Origin of the sequence: Pelomonas sp. Root1217 (assembly GCF_001425705.1) — a bacterium.
Taxonomy (GTDB): domain Bacteria; phylum Pseudomonadota; class Gammaproteobacteria; order Burkholderiales; family Burkholderiaceae_C; genus Pelomonas.
This window is the reverse complement of sequence record NZ_LMDC01000012.1, coordinates 209,465-225,405: the sequence shown is the minus strand read 5'-3', so window position 1 is coordinate 225,405 and position 15,941 is coordinate 209,465. Positions and strand designations below refer to the sequence as shown.

General features: G+C 68.1%; 10 protein-coding genes. 2 read left to right on the top strand and 8 right to left on the bottom strand.

Features of this window, described 5'->3' with window-relative positions:
• From ASC95_RS09935 to ASC95_RS09905, 7 genes are all read right to left on the bottom strand, one after another.
• Positions 1-1,554 carry an alpha-N-arabinofuranosidase gene (locus tag ASC95_RS09935; RefSeq protein WP_057297577.1) on the bottom strand — a complete coding sequence of 518 codons (1,554 nt, stop codon included), beginning with the start codon at positions 1,552-1,554 and terminating at the stop codon, positions 1-3.
• A gap of 35 nt (positions 1,555-1,589) precedes the next feature.
• Positions 1,590-3,176, bottom strand: coding sequence for an aldehyde dehydrogenase (NADP(+)) (locus ASC95_RS09930; protein WP_057297576.1), 1,587 nt, complete (start codon positions 3,174-3,176; stop codon positions 1,590-1,592).
• A gap of 9 nt (positions 3,177-3,185) precedes the next feature.
• Positions 3,186-4,940 carry an IlvD/Edd family dehydratase gene (locus tag ASC95_RS09925; protein ID WP_057297575.1) on the bottom strand — a complete coding sequence of 585 codons (1,755 nt, stop codon included), beginning with the start codon at positions 4,938-4,940 and terminating at the stop codon, positions 3,186-3,188.
• 152 nt (positions 4,941-5,092) lie between these two features.
• Entirely contained in the window at positions 5,093-6,058 is a 966-nt protein-coding gene (locus tag ASC95_RS09920) for a family 43 glycosylhydrolase (RefSeq protein WP_235537871.1), read from the bottom strand.
• A gap of 82 nt (positions 6,059-6,140) precedes the next feature.
• On the bottom strand, positions 6,141-9,023 hold the full coding sequence (locus ASC95_RS09915) for a TonB-dependent receptor (RefSeq protein ID WP_057297574.1): 2,883 nt from the start codon (positions 9,021-9,023) through the stop codon (positions 6,141-6,143).
• A gap of 327 nt (positions 9,024-9,350) precedes the next feature.
• Positions 9,351-10,583, bottom strand: coding sequence for an AGE family epimerase/isomerase (locus ASC95_RS09910; RefSeq protein WP_082567664.1), 1,233 nt, complete (start codon positions 10,581-10,583; stop codon positions 9,351-9,353).
• Between the two features lie 164 nt (positions 10,584-10,747).
• The gene (locus ASC95_RS09905; protein ID WP_057297572.1) at positions 10,748-10,981 is read right to left on the bottom strand and encodes a DUF2805 domain-containing protein; all 234 of its coding nucleotides are present in this window, start codon (positions 10,979-10,981) and stop codon (positions 10,748-10,750) included.
• A gap of 175 nt (positions 10,982-11,156) precedes the next feature.
• On the opposite strand from ASC95_RS09905, the gene ASC95_RS09900 reads away from it, so the two are divergent.
• A complete protein-coding gene (locus ASC95_RS09900; RefSeq protein WP_057297571.1) occupies positions 11,157-11,915 on the top strand; it encodes a triacylglycerol lipase in 759 nt (252 codons plus the stop codon).
• Between the two features lie 29 nt (positions 11,916-11,944).
• Positions 11,945-13,666: an ATP-dependent DNA helicase RecQ gene (locus ASC95_RS09895; RefSeq protein WP_057297570.1), complete on the top strand. Its 1,722-nt coding sequence runs from the start codon at positions 11,945-11,947 to the stop codon at positions 13,664-13,666.
• Positions 13,667-13,715: 49 nt separating this feature from the next.
• Here ASC95_RS09895 and ASC95_RS09890 read toward each other — a convergent pair whose 3' ends face one another.
• On the bottom strand, positions 13,716-15,881 hold the full coding sequence (locus tag ASC95_RS09890; protein WP_057297569.1) for a DUF1631 family protein: 2,166 nt from the start codon (positions 15,879-15,881) through the stop codon (positions 13,716-13,718).
• Between the last annotated feature and the right edge of the window lie 60 nt (positions 15,882-15,941).

The following is a 15,941-nucleotide window of genomic DNA, read 5'->3' as shown; positions in this document are numbered from 1 at the left end:
TCAGCCTTCGATGGCGACGACCAGGACGGACTTGGCAGGCAGCTTCAGCGTGAGCTTGCCGCCGACGGCCTGCGCCTCATAGGCCTGCGGCGTGACCAGCGGCGCCTTGCCCAGTTCGTTTTGCGCATCCATCGCGGCGGCGGTCAGCAGCTTGCCGCGCGCGGCCTTGGCTGCACCGGCGCCGACCTGCACGCTCAGCTCGGCGGGCTGGTTGGGGTTGGCGTTGACCAGGCCGACGTAGAGCTTGCCGTCCTTGGCCCGCGCGGCCGTCACGCTCAGGCCCGGCATCTCGGCCGCGCCGACCTTGTAGACCGGGTTGTTCTCGATCTTGGCGGGCAGCGAGGTCGCGTCCTGGAAGGGCGTGTACAGCGCGAAGGCGTGGTAGGTCGGCGTCAGGACCAGCTTGTCCTTGGTCGTCTGGATCATGGCCTGCAGCACGTTGACCATCTGCGCGATATTGGTCATCTGCACGCGGTCGGCATGGGCGTGGAAGACGTTGAAGTGCAGGGCCGCGAGCAGCGCGTCGCGCAGCGTGTTGCGCTGGACCAGGAAGCCGGGGTTGGTGCCGGGGTCCGCGTCATACCAGCTGCCCCACTCGTCGAAGTAGAAGCCGATCTTCTTGCTGGGGTCGTTCTTGTCGAGGACGGCCGAGTTCTTGGCGATCATCTGCTCGATCTGCTGGACGTTGCCCAGCGTCGAGATCCATTCGCTCTCGGGGAAGCCGATGGCCGCGCCCTTCTTTTCCCAGTTGCCGGTGGGCAGGGTGTAGGCGTGGTGGGAGATCGCGTTGACGCCCGGCACGCCCTTGCTGAGCACGTCGGTCCACTCGGTCTGCATGCCGTTGCCGCCGCTGGCGATGATGATGGGCCGGTTGTGGCCGGGTGCCCTCAGGAAGGAGGCGACCTGGCGGAACTGGTCGGCGTAGTACTCGGGGCGCATGTTGCCGCCACAGCCCCAGGTCTCGTTGCCGACGGCGAAGTAGTGCACGCGGAAGGGCTTGTCACGGCCGTTCTTGCGGCGCAGCTCGGCCAGCGAAGACTTGCCCTCGGCCGTCATGTACTCCAGCCATTCGGACATTTCCTGCGCGCTGCCGGTGCCCAGGTTGCCGTTGACGTAGGCCTCGGCGCCGATCTGCTCGACGAGGTCGAAGAACTCGTGCGTGCCAACCGCGTTGTCCTCGGGCACACCGCCCCAGTTGCTGTTGACCTTGACCGGGCGTTGCTTGCGCGGGCCGATGCCTTCGCGCCAGTGGTATTCGTCGGCGAAGCAGCCGCCGGGCCAGCGCACCAGCGGCACCTTGAGCTCCTTGAGCGCCGCGACGACGTCCTTGCGCCAGCCGCGCACGTTGGGGATCTTGGAGTCGGGACCGACCCACATGCCCTCGTAGATGCCGGTGCCCAGGTGCTCGGCGAACTGGCCGTAGATGTTGCGGTGGATGACGGGGCCGGGCTGGTCGGGGTTGACCACCAGCTTGATGTCGGCGGCCAGGGCGCTGGCGCCCAGGGCCAGGGTCGCCCCCAGCGCGACCACCTTGGCGAGCAGTTGCTTCTTCATCGTCTTGTCTCCTGTCGTTTGTCTTGTGTTGATCTTCAGTTGCGCGTCAGCGCGCCGTCGCGGCGGCGCCAGAGGCCACGCTCGTTCGGTTCGCGCAGCACCGGCGGCAGCAGCGCGCGCGGCATGTTCTGGTAGCAGACCGGGCGCAGGAAGCGCTGAATGGCGGCCGTGCCGACAGAGCTGCTGCGGCCGTCGCTGGTCGCCGGGAAGGGGCCGCCATGGACCATGGCCGTCGATACCTCGACGCCCGTCGGGTAGCCGTTGGCCAGGATGCGGCCGACCTTGCGCTCCAGCGCCGGCAGCAGGCGGCGAGCGGCGGCGATGTCGACCTCGTCGTCGTCCTGCAGCTGCAGCGTGGCGGTCAACTGGCCTTCCAGGCTCTCGATGACGGCGAGCAGTTCGTCCAGGTCCGAGCAGGCCACCAGCAGCGAGGCGGGGCCGAAGATCTCGGACTGCATCGCGTGGTTGGCCAGGAAGGCCGCGCCGGTCGTCTTGAACAGGCTGGGCGCCCCCTTGCAGGCACTCGATTCGCCGCGCAGCAACGTGTCGACGGCCGGCTGGCCGGCAAGCTGGTCCTCGCCGCGCTGGTAGGCGCCAGCGATGCCGGGAGTCAGCATGGTGGCGGCCGGCACGGGCTTGAGCGCCTCGGCAGCGGCGCTGGCGAAGCGGTCGAAATCCGCGCTGGCCAGGCCCAGCACCAGGCCAGGGTTGGTGCAGAACTGGCCGACACCCATCGTCAGCGAACCCGCGAAGCCGGTCGCGATCTCGGCGCCGCGTGCGGCCAGCGCGCCGGGCAGCAGGACGACGGGGTTGATGCTGCTCATCTCGGCATAGACCGGGATGGGCTGGGGCCGCGAAGCCGCCGCGGCCATCAGCGCGATGCCACCGCTGCGCGAGCCGGTGAAGCCCACAGCCTGGATAGCCGGGTGGCGCACAAGCGTGTCGCCGATGCCGTGGCCGCTGCCGGTCAGCAGCGCGAAGACGCCGGCAGGCAGCTTGGACAGCTTGACCGCCTCGACGACCGCGCGGCCGACCAGCTCGGACGTGCCCGGGTGGGCCGAGTGCGCCTTGACGACGACCGGGCAGCCGGCGGCCAGGGCCGCGGCGGTGTCGCCACCGGCGACCGAGAAGGCCAGCGGGAAGTTGCTGGCGCCGAACACGGCCACCGGGCCGACGCCGACGAAGCGCAGGCGCAGATCCGGCCGCGGCGGTGTGCGGGTGGGCAGCGCCGTGTCGATGCGGGCGTCCTGCCAGCTGCCTTCGCGCAGCAGCTCGGCGAACAGCTTGAGCTGGTTCATCGTGCGGCCACGCTCGCCTTCCAGGCGGGCACGCGGCAGGCCAGTCTCGGCCATGGCGCGCACGATCAGGTCGTCGCCCAGCGCCAGGATCTGCGCGGCGATCTGCTCCAGGAAGTCGGCACGCTCCTGGTCGCTGGTGGCCCGGAAGGTGTCGAACGCGGCGCCGGCGAGGGCACAGGCTTCAGACACCTGGGCCGCGTCGACGGCGTTGAAGTCGGGGCCGATGGCTTCGTTCTTGCCCGGATCGAAAGCCTGGAAGGGCTTGCCCGCGCCGCGCACCGGCTGGCCGCCGATCAGCGCCAGGCCTTGGATGGTGTTGCTCATGAGGAGTCCTTAATGAGAATGGCGCGGGACGGCAGAGCCGCGCTTGCCGCGCAGGAAGTCGAAGTCGCAGCCCTCGTCGGCCTGCAGCACGTGCTGCACGTACAGGCTGCGGTAGCCACTGGCGTCCTGGGGGTCGACGGTCTGTGCCGCGGCCCAGGCAGCCAGGCGCTCGGCCAGTTCGGCCTCGGGCACGTCCAGGTGCAGGCGGCCGGCGGCGCAGTCGAGCTCGATGAAATCGCCCTCCTTGACCACGGCCAGCGGCCCACCGGCGCGCGCTTCGGGCGCGACGTGCAGCACGACGGTGCCGTAGGCGGTGCCGCTCATGCGCGCATCCGAGATGCGCACCATGTCCTTGACGCCAGCAGCGAGCAGCTTCGGGGGCAAGCCCATGTTGCCGACCTCGGCCATGCCGGGGTAGCCCTTGGGGCCGCAGTTCTTCATGACGAGGATTGAATTGGCGTCGACGTCCAAGTCGGGATCGACGATGCGCGCCTTGTAGTCCTCGAAGTCCTCGAATACGACGGCACGGCCGCGATGCTTCATCAGCTCGGGCGTGGCGGCCGAGGGCTTGAGCACGGCACCGCGCGGCGCCAAGTTGCCGCGCAGGATGCAGATGCCGCCGTCGGCGATCAGCGGCTTGTCCAGCTGGCGGATGACTTCGTCGTCATAGATGGGCGCGTCCACGCAGTTGGTCCACAGGCTCTTGCCGTTGACGGTCAGCGCGTCCTTGTGCGGCAGCAGGCCGCCCTCGCCCAGGCGGCGGATGACGGCGGGCAGGCCGCCGGCGTAATAGAACTCTTCCATCAGGAAGCGGCCCGAAGGCAGCAGGTCCACGACGGTGGGCGTGCCACGGCCGATGCGGGTCCAGTCCTCCAGCTCCAGGTCCACGCCGATGCGCCCGGCGATGGCCTTCAGGTGGATGACGGCGTTGGTCGAGCCACCGATGGCGGCGTTGACGCGGATGGCGTTCTCGAAGGCTTCCTTGGTCAGCACCTTGGACAGTGTCAGCTGCTCCCACACCATCTCGACGATGCGCATGCCCGACAAATGGGCCAGCACATACCGGCGCGCATCGACGGCGGGAATCGCGGCGTTGTGCGGCAGCGACGTGCCCAGCGCCTCGGCCATGCAGGCCATCGTCGAGGCCGTGCCCATGGTGTTGCAGGTGCCGGCCGAGCGCGAGTGGCCGGCCTCGGCGGCCATGAAGTCGTGCATGCTGAGTTCGCCGGCCTTGACCTGCTCGTGCAGCTGCCACACGGCCGTGCCCGAGCCGATGTTCTTGCCCTTGAGCTTGCCGTTGAGCATGGGGCCGCCGGTGACGACGATGGCCGGCACGTCGACGCTGGCCGCGCCCATCAGCAGGGCCGGCGTGGTCTTGTCGCAGCCCACCAGCAGCACGACGGCGTCCATCGGGTTGCCGCGAATGCTTTCCTCGACGTCCATGCTGGCGAGGTTGCGCGTCAGCATGGCGGTCGGGCGCAGATTGCTCTCGCCGTTGGAGAACACCGGGAACTCGACGGGGAAGCCGCCCGCCTCCAGGATGCCACGCTTGACGTGCTCGGCCAGCTTGCGGAAGTGGGCGTTGCAGGGGGTCAGCTCGCTCCAGGTGTTGCAGATGCCGATGATGGGCTTGCCCTGGAATTCATGGTCGGGGATGCCCTGGTTCTTCATCCAGGAGCGGTACATGAAACCGTTCTTGTCCTGGGTGCCGAACCACTCGGCGGAGCGCAGCTTGACCTTGCTCTTCTTGTCGTCAGTCGTCATGTGTTGTCTCGATGTCGTTCCCGGCACGCAGGTTTGCCGCTTCATGGGGCTGGCTGCGCCATGCAGACGCGGGCAGCCCGTCAAACGATGCTAGGGGCCGAGGGATACGCGATCCAATCAAATTCCACAACGTATCGATATCGAAACCGGCATCAATCCAGCCGGGAAGGCTTACCAAACAGCGGCATGCCGTCGGCCGACCACCGCAGCGGCTTCACAAAGCTGTGGCGGTCGGGGTTCCACAGCGGGTCGCCGACGATCTCGGTGTAGGTGCGGGCGTGATAGACCAGCAGCACCTCGTCGGGGTCCTGGCCCGTCGTGAAGCTGTTGTGGCCTGGGCCGAAGACGCTGTCCTCGGCGCAACTGCGCATGACCGGCTGGACGGACTTGCGCCAACTCGCCGGGTCCAGCAGGTCGGCGCCGTCGTCCGCCCACAGCAGGCCCATCGCGTAGTTCTCGTCGGTGGCGCTGGCCGAGTAGCTGATGAAGACGCGGCCGTTTCGCTGCAGCGCCGACGGCCCTTCGTTGACCAGGAAGCCGCGGCACTCCCAGTCGTACTCGGGCCGGCTCAACAACACCGGCGCGCCGCCCAGCTGCCAGGGTGTTTTCATCGGCGCGAGGTAGAGATTGGAATTGCCCGGGATGGCCGGGTCCTTCTGCGCCCACAGGTAATAGAGCTGACCGCGGTGCGTGAAGGTGGTCGCGTCCAGGCAGAAGCTGTCGATGCCGCTGTCGACCTGGCCCATGAACTCCCAGGTGCCGCCGAGCGGGTCCCCGGCTTGATTGCGAATCGCGTACATGCGGTGCTGGAACATGCCCAGGCCATCCAGCGCCCGGGTCGGCGCGGCAGCAAAGTAGACGTACCAGGCGCCGTCGTTGAAATGCAGCTCGGGCGCCCAGACCAGCTCCGAGTACGGCCCTGTGTCGGGCTTGTGCCAGACGTCGAAGACCGGCGCATCCGCCAGGCCCTCGATGGCGAGGGCCCGGCGGATCTCGACGCGGTCGTACTGCGGCACCGACGCGGTGAAGTAGTAGAAGCCGTCGGCGTGGCGGGAGATGTGCGGGTCGGCGCGCTGGCGGATCAGCGGCGTGATCAATGGCTCAGGCAGGTCAGACATGGCTGCGGCGGCAAAAAAGGAGGGCGTTGCACGGCGAGGGCCCGTGCAACGCCCACGGCACGGATGCGTTCAGCCTTTGGGCTTACATCTTCCAGCGGAACCCGACCGAGACCGCGCGTCCGATCTGGACCGTGCCGAAGTTGGTCAATTCCGGGCTGCCCGCGTCGCCGAAGTGGTAGTACTGCTGCTGCATCTCGTTGGTCAGGTTGACGCCGCTGATGTCGAACGCCATGCGATCGTTGATGTTGTAGGTCAGCTGGAAATCCACGCTCTTTTCCGGCTGGCGCCAGATGCCGATCGGGTTGGCGAACAGCGCCGCTTCATTGCTGGACAGGAAGGCGTTGCGGCGGACGTACGACAGGCGTGCGCCGACCGGGCCCTTCTCGTAGGCCAGCGTGGCGTTCCATGACAGCTTGGATACGCCAAAGAACGGCCCCTCGAGCTGGGAGACGATCTCGCCGGCGTTGTTGGCGGTCGGCACGTTCTGCGAAGACGTCAGGCGCGTGACGCTGCCCTGGAAACCCAGGCCATCCAGGTACCACGGCAGGCCCTTCGGGAAGTAGATGGCGCCCAGTTCGAGGCCGCTGATCTTGCCGTTGGACGCATTGACCGGCGAACTGATGACGTAGTCATAGCCGTTCGTGTGGTCGCCTCCCGACGTGGAATTGCGGAACGGATCTTCGGCCGGGGACAAGTGAATGCGGCGGCGCAGCGGCACGACCAGGCCCTCGATCTTGCGTTGGAACACGGTGCCGTAGATCGCACTGTCCTTCTGGAAGTACCACTCGCCGGTAAGGTCCAGGTTCTTGGAGCGTGTCGGTTCCAGGTTGGGATTGCCGCCGCTGCCGCCGCCATAACCCACCTTGGAAACGTCGTCGCTGGGCTGAATGATGGGATTGAGGTCGCCGAAGTTCGGGCGGCGCAGCGTTTCACCGTAATTGAAGCGCACCAGCACATCCCTGACCGGCTCGTAGCGCAGCGTCAGGCTGGGCAGGAACTTCTTGGCCGACTTCTCCCCGTTGGTCGGCGTCACCACCTTGGTGGTGGGATCGACCTTGTAGGCGGTCATGCTGGTATCGACCTGCACGTAGCGCACGCCGAAGTTGGCGCGCAGGCGACGGCCGAACAACTCGTGCTCGGTATCGGCCATCAGGAACAGGTTGGTGGTGTCTTCCTTGACGTCGAAGGTCTTTTGCAGGCTCAGCTTGTCGGTCGTCAGGAAATTGGCGTCGACCGAGTTGTACAGCTTGCGCCACGCATCGATGTTGTCGCGGATGTAGTAGGCATTCGGCTCGATCCAGGAGCGCGGGACGTCCGAGATATCGGTGCCGAAATTCGAATTGACGTGGTAGTAGTTCGCACCCAGCGAGGCCAGGTTGCGGCCCAGGAAGGCCGATTGCGTCCGGTTGGCCTCCGACGCCTTGCGGCTGTCGAAGCGCCCGCCGAAATGCAGTGTCTTCAGCGGACCCCAGTCGGCATCGTAGACACCGGACAGGCTGGCAGTTGCGGCGCTGCCCTGGTTGCGGTTGGCGTTGTCGTAGAACTGCGCCACGTTCCACTTGGCGGGGTCGGCCAACTCGGCGTTGTCGTTGAAGCGGAAGGCCATATTGCCGCCGCCGGAGTTGAAATCCACGTTGATGGACGGCGCAACGCGATCGATGCGGGTGGCGGTGAATTCCGAGTGGTACTTGCTGGTCTGGTACGACACGTCACCGTCCAGCCGCAGACGGTCACCGAGATTCCACTTGCCGTTCAGCGCATAGACGAAGGAATCGGTGGCCGACGTGGTGTAGTCGCCGCTGTTGAAACCATAGACATCATTCACGCTTCGCGTCTTGATGACGTTTGTTCCCGGGAACGTCGTGATCGTGCTCGCGGGGTTGCTGCCCAGGCTGCCCCACCAATCCACGAAGCTGAACAGCAGCTTGTTGAACGTCTTGTCGCGATACCCGTTGTACATCGCTTCAAACGTGTAGACGGCATCGTCGTTCGGTTGCCACTGCAAGGCGACGTTAGCGGCCGGGCGCTCGCGCTGCCCCGCGACGTCGCTCTGGAAAACGGCGTCCCGCGCAAGGTAGTAGGGGCGTGCAGTGCCGTTGAAATTCAGCGTCGAACCCGCCTTCTGCGGCAGGCCGGTATAGGTCCCAGGCGTCCAGATGTTGTTGTCGAAGATCCGCTGCAGCGGGGTATAGCCTGCCGGAACTTCAGCGGCATTGGGGCTGGTGAAAGGCACCATGGCACCCGGCGTCACGCTTTCGTTGCGGTAGTCCGTCTTGACCATCGACAGATTGACCAGCGCACCGAATTCACCGGCGTCGGTTTTCCAGCGGTTGCTGGCCAGCCCGCTCAGCTGCGGGTTCCACTTTTTCGCCGGGTCGAGATAGGTTTCACGCGCCAGAAGCGAAAACTTCGAGCCCTTGAAATCGAACGGACGCAGTGACTTGACGTCGATCTGGCCGGCGATGCCGTTTTCCAACTGGCCGGCGTCGCGCGTCTTGTAGACGTCGATCTGGCGAACCAGGGTCGACGGGATGTCCTGAAGCGCCACCTGCGTACCGGATGCGGTGAAGATATTGCGGCCGTTCCAGGTGGTTGCCACATCGGGCAGGCCGCGGATGGACAAGGTGCCGACTTCGCCGCCGGCGCGGTTGGTGACCTGGATGCCCGTCACACGCTGCAGCGCTTCGACGACATTGTTGTCGGGCAGCTTGCCGATGTCCTCGGCAACGACCGACTCCACGACCTGGTCGCTGGTGCGCTTGATCGCCAGGCTCTTGGTCAGCGACGCCCTGACGCCGGTGACGGTCACCGTTTCCAGCTGCGTGTCGTTCTTGGCGGCTTCCTGTGCCACGGCGGCGCCGGACAGGGCGGTCAGCGCGGCGCCGGCGATGAGGTTGAGGGCAAAGCTGGGCAAGCTCTGGATGTGGGCGCGCTCACGCAGCAGCGCCAGGCCTTGTTTCTTCATCGTGTCTCCGGAATCGTTATGGGGTAGCGGGTCCAACCCTGTCAGCGTCTTCAGCCTCTGTGGGGCTGATGTAACTCGGGTCTGAAATGATGCTAGGGGCCCGACCGATTCGCGACTAATCACATTTTTGGACTTCTCGATGCTGGTTTTCACATCGCATGTCCGGGTTAGCCACTAGCCATCCCGGGGCGGCCTTCCAAGTTCTCTTGACGCGACACCTGCCGCAGAGAACGTCGATCAAGGCGCTTGTCGAGCATGAACAACAACGCCCTCGATGACGAGGGCGTTGCAGTGCGCTGCGCCGTCACAGCGGCGCGTCCAGGACTTTCAGCCGCTCGCCAGCTTCAACGCTGCCTGATGCAGGCGCACCATGTGATACGGGTCGGGCTGCACGTCCTGGCAGCCGCCGCTCTTGCAAGGCAGTGCCTCGGCGGCGCGCCAACCCCCATGCTCGGCATCGACGAGCTGCTTCTTGATGAGCTCCTGCGTCTGCTCGTAACGCCGCCACAGGTCGTTGCGTGCCGTCTCCTTGGCGGCCACCATCAGCGCGTGCAGGCATTCGGCCTGCTGCCACCAGCCCTTGCGCGTGTCCAACTTGCCGCCATCGGGGAAGGCACGTTGGCCGCAACCTCCGTCGATGTCGTCATAGCCGGCCGCCAGTGCGTACGAGAGCACGCGTTCGGCAACCTGAGAATAGATGGGGGAGACGACAGCGCCCGTCGCCAGCAGGTGGCTCCACTCGAACTGGTGGCCAAGATCGATATAGCCGCCAGCTTCCCGCGTCGGCAAGGGCTTCCAGTCCTCGCCGTACCACTCGGGGATGTGGGCGCTGCCCTCAGCCTGCCCCTGCAGCAGTTTGTAGGCTACGAAGTCGCCCAGGCGCCGGGCGCCGGCCTCGGCCATCTTGTCGCCGGTGGCCTCGCGCAGCGCCAGCAGCGCCTCGAACATGTGCATGACCGGGTTCTGCGTGCGCGCGCCCGGGATGGGCTTGAAGTCACGCTCGCATTCGTTGTAGAGGCCACCGGCCGGATCGAAGAAGTTGAGCTCGATCTCGCGCCAGGCCTGCAGCGCCGCGTCGCGATAGCGCACATCGCCACCGATGCGGTAGAGCTCGGCCAGGGCCAGCAGCGCAAAGGCGTGGCCGTAGGCGCGCTTGATGGAGGCGCGCGGGGTGCCGTCGGCCCCCACGGTGTGGAAGAAGCCGCCGTGCACCGGGTCGCGGAAGCGCTGCAACAGATAGTCGGCACCCCGGCGGGCCACCTTGAGATAACCCGCGTCGGGAATGAACTCGTGACCGGCCGCGAAGGCGTAGACCAGGCGGGCCTGGCCGATCAGTTCCAGCTCGGCTTGCGGCAGGGGCTGCCAAGCGCGATTGAAAGCCAGCTGGAAGCTGCCGTCGGGCCGCAGCGCATGGTCGTGCCAGTGCAGCAGCAGGGCTTCGAGATCGTCCCGGTGCCAGCCGGTATCGATGCGGTTGCGGATGCGCGCATCCGGGTCGCTGCAGGCGGCCAGGGCGGCGAGCAGCGCGAGGGCAGACCGGCGGTTGATGTTCAATCCCATGTCAGTGGCTTCACAAAGCACCGAGCAAGACGCCCTTCGGGTCGAGCGCCGGGCCGCTCCCAAGCCGGCCCGCCATGGCGATGTGCTTGCCGGTCAATCCGGCAAGCATCGCCGTCCCCCCGGGGGACCGGCCAAGGTACGCCTTGGACGAGGGGCGCCATGTCTTAACGACCATGGGGCCAGGTGGCCCGCTTGGTCGGGCCTTTGCTCGACCTGCCGCGTGCGGTCCAGAGCTTGTAGGCCGCCGGCGTCAGCTCGCGCTTGAGCAGGGCCACCAGCTCGCCATGGCCAATGCCATGCATCAGCAGCACCTTGGTGTAGGGCGGCGTGTCCTCGAAAGCAGTGGCGACGACGCGCTTGACTTCTTCGGGGCTGAGTTTGGGTGCGGGCTTGGCCATGGACGCATTTTGTCAGCCGAAGCAACGGGCTCACCCCGCCAATGAGGGGTGGGCCCATCGTCAAGCGGCCAGTGCCGTCCTACAGCGCCTGTGCCGTCGCGCTGGCACCACGCCTTGGAGCGGCACGCCAGCATCGGGGCCATTGACTGATCCATCGGCTCGCGCCACCACAGCCATGACCACCTCCTCCCCTGTCGTGACCCTGCCACCCAAGCCCGTCGCCGCGCCCAACCGGCGGCCGGCCCTGTCTTTGTTGGCCTCCGAGCCGGCACGCGCCACGCTGGAAGCCTGGGCCGCATTGCTGCAGTGGGGGAAGAAGCCCAGCCAGGTCGGCGCCGGCCATACCGTGGTGCTCTTTCCGGGCCTGGGAACGGACGGCCTGACGCTGTGGCCGCTGCGTCGACACCTGGAGCGCGCCGGCTTTCGGGCGCTGGACTGGGGCCAGGGCATGAACACCGGCCCCAAGGGGGATGTCGATGCCTGGCTGGAAGCGCTGGCCGACAAGCTGCACGAACGGGTGGCGCCGGCACGCGAGGTCAGCTTCGTGGGCTGGAGCCTGGGGGGCTTCTATGCGCGTGAGCTGGCCAAGCGCTGGCATGACCGCGTGCACCACGTCGTCACCATCGGCACGCCCTTCAATGGCGGCGTCGACGACACCAACGTGGGCTGGCTGTTTCGCCTGCTCAACGGACGGGAGGCCCCCGCCGAGGCGGCGCTGCGCGAGCGCCTGGCGGAGCCGCCACCGGTGCCGACGATCTCGCTGTACAGCCGTCGCGACGGCGTCGTCTCCTGGGAAGCCTGCACGCATGCGCGCCGCTGGCCGCTGGCGCGCGACATCGAGGTGCAGGCCAGCCACATGGGCATGGGCTGGGCGCCCGAGGTGCTGAACCACGTGACGGGCGTGCTGGGCTGCCGCAGGAAGGCAGCGGCGTGAGCATCACCGCCGCGACTTGGCCGAGCCGCATGGGCCCCCGCAAAGATTCACCCGACCCCGCCCCGCCGCCCGAGAAGCTGCCGCAGCGCGAACCGGTCACGCCGGCCAGGCTGCGCCAGACGCTGCAGCGCGTCTTCGGGCTGCGTGCGCTGCGGCCCGGTCAGGCTGAGGTCATCCATCGCGTGATGGCCGGGCAGAACACGCTGGCGATCATGCCCACTGGCGCGGGCAAGTCGCTGTGCTACCAGCTGCCCGCCGTGCTCAGCGGCGCGCTCACCGTGGTCATCTCGCCGCTGATTGCGCTGATGAAGGACCAGTGCGAAGCCCTGGCCGCCAAGGGTGTGGCCGCCGTGCAGTTGCATTCGGCGCTGGACGCCAACAGCCGCTTGCAAAACGAGGCGTTGCTGGCGCGCGGCGCCGTGCGCGTGCTGTTCACGACACCCGAGCGGCTGAGCGATGCGCGCACGCTGGGCGTGCTGCAGGAACAGCGCGTGGGCCTGCTGGTGGTGGACGAGGCGCACTGCATCGCGCAGTGGGGGCATGACTTCAGGCCGGCCTTCAGCGCGCTGCGCGACGCCCGCCGCGCACTCGGCCGCCCGCCCGTGCTGGCGCTGACGGCCACGGCCTCCACGCCGGTGCAGCGCGAGATCGCCGAGGCGCTGGGCATTCCGCGCGATGGCGTGCTCTGCCATGGGGTCTACCGGCCCAATTTGCGCCTGGCCGTGGAACTGCCGCAAACGGAGAAGGAGCGCCGCGCTTTCATCCTGCACCGGCTGCAGGACTGTGCGGGCAGCGCCATCGTCTATTGCGCCACGGTGCGCGAGGCCACGGCCCTGCATCGCGCCTTGCGCGAGGCCGACCTGCCCGCGGGCCTGTATCACGGCAAACTGCCCGCCAAGGACAGAGCCGCCGCGCAAGAGGCCTTCATGGCCGACGCGACACGCATCATGGTGGCGACCAATGCGTTCGGCATGGGCATCGACAAGCCGGACATCCGCCTCGTGCTGCATGCGCAGATGCCGGCTTCCATCGAGGCCTATGTGCAGGAGTTCGGCCGCGCGGGGCGCGACGGCGAGGCGGCGGACTGCGTGCTGCTGTTCCGCGAAGGTGACCGCGCGCTGCAGCAGTTCTTCGCCGGCGGACAGGGCCCGTCACGCGAGGAGCTGAGCGCGGTCTGGCGCGCCCTGGCCAGCCACACGCCACAGGGCGGCTGGCTGCCGGCGGCACTGGCTGAAATGGCGCGGTTGCCGCAACGGCGCCTAGAGAGGGTGCTGTCGGCACTGCGTTCGGTGCGGGCCCTGCGCGGCAACGAGACAGACGGCCTGCGACCCGCAACACGACGCGCTCCCGACGCCGTCGTCGATGCGGCAGAGGCCGTGGCAGTGCAACGCCGGCAGAGCGGCCGCGACGGCCTTGCCGCCATGGTGCTCTATGCCAAGGCCGGCGGCTGCCGATGGGCCGGCGTGCTGGCCCATTTCGGCGAAGCGCTGGATGGCGAGTCGGGTCGCTGCGGTCATTGCGACAGCTGCGCCCGCTTTGAACGCCTGCTGGCCGGCGAACGCGCCGCCTCCCCGCCCGAGGCACCGCCGCCGGCCCCTGCGGCGGCCTACCAGCCGGGCCAGCGCGTGCGGGTGCGCCGCTTCGGCTGGGGCGAGGTGCAGGCCTGTAGTGCTGACGCTGTGCGCATCGCCTTCCCGCGCCACGGTATCCGCGACATCCACCCGGACTTCGTGCTGACCACGGCGCGCTGAGCGTGCTGAGCGTGCCAGGTTGCTCCTGTCCCTGCCCGATGCTGCCGGATCAGGCCGGCGCGGCCAGCTCCTGCAGCAAGCCGCCGAGCGCACGCTGCACGGGGCTGGCCTCGGCCATGTCGGTGGCCAGGCCCTCGCTGCGCAGGCGCTTGAGGCCGCGGCGCGTCATGGAGTGCATGCCGCCAGCGAGGTTGCTAGTGAACATGAAGAACGCACCGTTGTCGCTGGCCCAGGCGAACTGAGCCGTGGCCCAGACGCCCTGCAGGTGCAGCTTGCAGCGCATGCCTGGCCGCAGCGCGTCGATCCAGTCGCCCGCCGGGTCGCCGGCGGACGCATCGCCCAGCGGCATTGGCACCGTGGGCAGGCCGCCGACGTGGGTGTCGTGGCCCTGCCAGTCACGCAGCGCGGCGCGCTCGGTCACCTCGGCCACCTCGCCCTTGTCATCCACCACCGCAGCTGCCACCGGCTCGACCGGCCCGGCCGCTACGGTGGGCGAGTTGGAGACGGTCGGGGCCGGCGGGTGCGCGGGCTCGGCTGTCGGCTCAGGTGGCGCCTCGACACGCTCGGCCAGGTGGCGGCGGTGTGTCTGCATCAGCTCGGCCAGCACGCGGTTGCGGTGCTGCTGGGGCAGTTCAATGAGGGCCATGCCCTGCTGCAACCGGCCGATCAGCTTGGGCAGGCGCCGGCGCAGGTCGGCGCGCTCGGCGGCGGTCCGCGGCCGCTGCAAGCTGGCCAGCAGCTCGTCCACGGTGTCCACCAGCGCCTGCGTGGCGGGCGATTCGGCGCCGTCTTCGGCCATCACCTTGGCCAGCACGTCGATCCACGGCCCGCGCAGGAAAGTCTGCACCAGCGGGCTGACCTCCTCGGCCTTGCCGAGCTGCACCTCGACCTGGCTACGCAGCAACGGCAGCAGCCGGCGCCGGGCCTGCGCCTCGCCGAGCGCATCCATGGCGGGCAGCGTGCTTTCGATCTGCTGCTGCCGGTCGTCGTCGATGAAGGACTGCACCTGCTGCAGGGCCTCTGCATAGACCTCCGGCTCGGCGGGCGGGGCCGCGCTGAGCCGCGCCACCAGCGGGTCGACGAAGCGCTGGAAGGCTTGGCCGCGCTCGGCATCATGCGCCGGCAGGGCTATGGAATGACCCGCGATCTTGTTGATCAGTGCCCAGGCCGGGTGCTGCTCGGAACTGAGCACGCCGGGATCGCGGGCCGCCAGCTCGCGCACCGGCGCCTGCAGCCGCGCGATCGAGCCGCGCAGGGCCGGGGCCAGCTCGGGGTCGGCCAGCAGGCGCTCAAACAAGCGACCGAGCAGCGCGTGGCCCATGACGGCGGCGGCCTCAGGCTCGGTCGTGGACTTGCCCATCGGCTCAAGCCGGAATTCCTGCTCACCCTCGGCACACGGCAGCGTGGGCACCACAGGCGGCGCGCCGCTGCCGGGCAGGACGCGCTGCAGCAGGGGCATGCTGCGCAGCAGCGCCTGCAACTGCTCCGCAGGGATGGTGGCAACCGCCGCCGGCGCGTTCGCCGCGGCGGCACCGCCGAGCACGGCGCTGGAATCGGGCGCCCGGATGGCGCGGTAGCGCGGGGCCTGCAGACCCGCCACCTTGAGCTGCGAGGTCACTTCGGCGAGCAGGGGGCGCAACAGCGTCAGCAGCGTGGACGGGGCCAGACGCATCCATAGCGCCTGCTGCTCGGTCTCCAGGGTCTGCTCATAGACCGTTTGGCTGATGGCCCGCGCGAACACGGCGGGTCCGCAGGCGCTCGGGTCCTCGTCCCAGCGGCCCTGCGGCAGCATCACCGCGCCAAGCCCGTTGAGTTCGCGCAACTCCCATTCGAGCTTGAGCTCGGCCAGCTGCACGATGCGCGAGATCTCGATGTCCTTTTCGACCTGGGCCTCGTCCACGAGCTTGAGCTCGTTGATGTCGAAACCGCGCAGCGCCGACGCCGTCGTGCCCAGGCCCAGCGCGCGCGCCCTGGCGCCCTGGATGCCCTGCAGCAGATGGCCGGACAGGCATTCCGCCACATGCATGCGCAGCGGCTCGACCGCCGCCAGCAGGCCGAGCAGGCCATAGGTGCCCTTGCGACCCAGCCCATCGACTCCCGTCCCGACCGGCTGGCGCATCGACTGCAGCATCGCGTCCAGCCATTGCTGGGCAAAGGGCTGCGCCTGCGACTCCAGGTAGTGGATATGGCGCTCGAACTGCGGGTGGACGTCCATGGCCTGGGTCGCTGTCCTTCGTTGGAAGAACCGACTCTAGCCGCGCATCCTTGCTGTCGG